The sequence below is a fragment of the Pseudomonas emilianonis genome (genome assembly GCF_023072625.1).
Taxonomy (GTDB): domain Bacteria; phylum Pseudomonadota; class Gammaproteobacteria; order Pseudomonadales; family Pseudomonadaceae; genus Aquipseudomonas; species Aquipseudomonas paraveronii.
In genome coordinates, this window is record NZ_JAKNRV010000483.1 from 1 (window position 1) to 3,310 (window position 3,310).

At 62.9% G+C, this 3,310-nt stretch carries 5 protein-coding genes; all 5 read right to left on the reverse strand.

Translation table 11 applies throughout. The features are described 5' to 3' along the window. Window positions 1-532: deoxyribodipyrimidine photo-lyase (locus tag L9Z73_RS27995; protein WP_247407967.1), on the reverse strand; the 532-nt coding region annotated here is incomplete at its 3' end. After that, window positions 533-1,462, reverse strand: coding sequence for a MerR family transcriptional regulator (locus L9Z73_RS28000; protein ID WP_247407969.1), 930 nt, complete (start codon window positions 1,460-1,462; stop codon window positions 533-535). A gap of 15 nt (window positions 1,463-1,477) precedes the next feature. Continuing rightward, window positions 1,478-2,443, reverse strand: a complete 966-nt coding sequence (locus L9Z73_RS28005) for a YbgA family protein (RefSeq protein WP_247407971.1) — start codon at window positions 2,441-2,443, stop codon at window positions 1,478-1,480. A 112-nt stretch (window positions 2,444-2,555) separates the two neighbouring features. Continuing rightward, window positions 2,556-2,771, reverse strand: a complete 216-nt coding sequence (locus L9Z73_RS28010; protein ID WP_247407973.1) for a TIGR02450 family Trp-rich protein — start codon at window positions 2,769-2,771, stop codon at window positions 2,556-2,558. Next, window positions 2,768-3,310 (reverse strand): NAD(P)/FAD-dependent oxidoreductase (locus tag L9Z73_RS28015; RefSeq protein ID WP_247407975.1); only part of this gene is annotated, 543 nt, incomplete at its 5' end. The genes L9Z73_RS28010 and L9Z73_RS28015, both read right to left, overlap by 4 nt.

The window sequence follows — 3,310 nt, forward strand, 5'->3', positions numbered from 1 at the left end:
CAAGGGCCGCTTGAGCCTTGGGCGTCGCCACCAGGCGCGGCAGGGCGCTGTGCAGGCGCGCGTAGCAGACCTTACGGAACTGACTGAATACCTGGAAATAGGTGCCGGTCTTGGTCAGCACGTTGCCGGGCTGGAAAAGCAGTTGGTCCAGGTAGCTGTGGAAACTCACGCCTTCGGCTTCCAGGGCCTTGGCCACCGCCGCATCGCGACGGCTTTCGTGGATGCCGTATTCCTCGTTGACGTGTACCGACTCGACCGACAGCTCACGGCACAGCTGGCCGAGCACGGCGGGCGCCTGGTCCCAGGTCGCGGCAGAGCGGATCAGCAAGGGAATATTCAGCGCGCCGAGGGCCTGGCTCAAGTGCTGCAGGTTGCGCAGCCAGAAGTCGACCTTGCACGGTGCGTCGTCGTGGGCCAGCCATTGCTGCGGGGTAACCAGGTACACGGCCGCCACCGGGCCGCGCTGGCTCGCGGCGGCCAGGGCGGTGTTGTCATGCAGGCGCAGGTCGGTGCGCAGCCAGATCAAGTGCATTTAAAGAAGTCCACGCTGGATCAGTATCTGGTGAGCCGACAATAGGTCTTCGGCGACGAACAATTCAGGGACATCGCCGGCCAACACCGTCAACTCGGTCTGGTGGATACATGCCGCTGGTCCGACGATCAACTTTGGGCAGCGGATGCCGCCCAGAAGTTTTGCGAGTGCCGACAAATGGAGTGCCTGGCTCGAATACAGCAGCACCGCCCGTGGTTGCAGGTGCTCCACCGCCAGCGCCAGTTCGCCGGCCGGCAGCGGCCAGTCGAAGACTTCCACCGGGCAATCGGCGCTGCTGGCTAGCCACGCGCTGAGCCACAGGTGCGGCTCCAGCGGCAGGTCGGAATGATTCACCAGCAGCAGCGGCGCACCGTGCAGTTGGCGATTGTTGTGATAGATCCGCGCGCCGAACTTGCTGCGCAACCAGGACAGGAAGAACACCCGTTCCATCTGCGCGCCGAATTGGCCCTGCCAGCGTTGTTCCAGTTCGCTGAGCAGCGGCAGCAGCAGTTGTTCGCACAGGGTGCGCGGCGGGTAGAGCGCCATGGCCTGGTTAAAGGCGTCGTCGACCCGGCGTTCGGCCAGTTCGCTGATGGCCTGCACCAGGGTCTGGCGCAGGGTGTGCCATTCGTTTTCGACGGCGTCGGGGGCGACTTGCGCGGAGTCGATCAGGTTTTTCACCTGGCTGACCGGCACGCCGCGATTGAGCCAGGTGAGGATGGTGTGGATGCGTTGCACATGGTCTTGGCTGAACAGCCGGTGGCCCTTGGGCGTGCGCTGCGGCACGATCAGGCCATAGCGGCGTTCCCAGGCGCGCAGGGTTACGGCGTTGACGCCGGTCTGGCGCGCCACTTCACGAATCGGCAGCCAGCCGTCTTCGAGGGCTTGGGCGAGCTCTTCGCCGGGTTCGTCTTGCAAGGCTGCTGTCATGAGGCTTTTCATGGTTTAGATCGCATTACGCAGGCTGAGATTTTCCGGGTGCGGCTGCAAGTAGGCCTGCTGCGCGATGTAGCGGTCCGGGTGGAGGCGAAAGTGGTGCTTGAGCAAGGTCAGCGGCACCACCAGCGGCACGATGCCTTGGCGGTATTGGCCGATCACGGTTTGCATTTCCTGCTTATCGTCGGCGCTGATGGCCTGCTTGAGGTAACCGCTGATGTGTTGCAGCACATTGGTGTGGGTGCCGCGGGTGGCGCACTTTTTCAGTCCGCTCATCAGCTCGCTGAAATAGTCGGCGCCCAACGCGTCGAGGTCTTCGCCCCTGGCCATGCTGCCGAGCAGGTTGCCCAGGCTTTTGTAATGCGCCGGGCTGTGGGCCATCAGCAGGTACTTGTAGCGCGCGTGAAAGGCCTGCAGGCGATGGCGCGTCAGGCCTTCGCCGAGCAATTGTTGCCAACTGGCGTAGACGAAGACGCGGGTCAGGAAGTTTTCCCGCAGCACCGGGTCATTCAGACGACCGTCTTCTTCCACGGGCAGGTTGGGGTGGCGTGCGCAAAAGGCCTGGGCGTAGATGCCGCGCCCGCCGCCGTCCACCGGTGCGCCGTTTTCACGGTAGACCTTGACCCGTTCCAGTCCGCAGGACGGCGACTTTTGCATAAAGATGTAGCCGCTCAGGTCGGTGTGCTCGGCGGCCATCTTTTCGCCGTATTCGCCCAGCGGCGCGGTGACATTCAGTTCGCGATGCACGGTGCCGACGGCTTGAGGGGCTGCGGCATCGCCCACCAGGCGAATGGTTTCCCGAGGAATACCCAGGCCGATCGCCACTTCCGGGCACAACGGCAGAAAGTCGAAGTACTCGGCGAGCACTTCGCTGCAGAGTTGCGATTGCTTATGGCCGCCGTTAAAACGCACGTTCTCGCCCAGCAGGCAGGCGCTGATACCAATCTTCGGCTTGATGGACGTGGTGCTGGACATGGCCAAACCTCTGCAAGATTCCTGTACAAATAAATAACCGTGTACAGCTAAACATCATCATAGGTCCGATGCTGTACAAGTCAAATATTTTGTACAAGTATTTGCGTGAAGGCTATTTCCAGCCGATTCGCCAGTCCTCGGCGTTTTGCAGGGTTTGCCAGGGCAGGCGTTCACCGCGCTTGGTCATGACGGCTTGCAGCTCGATGTCGAGCACGGTGCCTTCTTCATCACAAAACAGTTCGGTGACCAGGAAGTGTTTTTCCTTGTTGCGCGGGTGTGCTGCTGTCCACTTCGACAGCAGCAATTTAGTCGGGTTGATGCGGTTCATTGCAGGTGCTCGATCAAGCGCCGCGCGGCTTCCTGGCCACTGAGCCAGGCACCTTCGACGCGGCCGGACAGGCACCAGTCGCCACAGACGTACAGGCCCAGGTCGGCGTCAGCCAGCACGCCGAATTCATGGGCGCTGGACGGTCGTGCGTAAAGCCAGCGGTGCGCCAGGCTGAACGAGGGCGCAGGCATCGCGCTGTGCAGCAGTTCGGCGAAGGCACCGTGCAGGTGCTCGATCACCGCTTCCTTGGACAGGTCCAGGTGCTCCTTGCTCCAGGCGCTGGTCGCGTGCAGCACCCAGGTGTCGAGGGAGGCGTCGCGCCCCGGTTTGCTGCGGTTGCGCGCGAGCCAATCGAGCGGGCTGTCTTGCACGAAGCAGCCTTCCATCGGGGTTTCCAGCGGCTTGTCGAAGGCCAGGGCGATGGCCCAGGTCGGGTCCATCTTCACGCCGGCAGCGGCACTTGCCAGCTTCGGTGCGGCGGCGAGCAGGGCGGTTGCTTGCGGGGCGGGCGTGGCGATGATGACGTGGCTGAACGGACC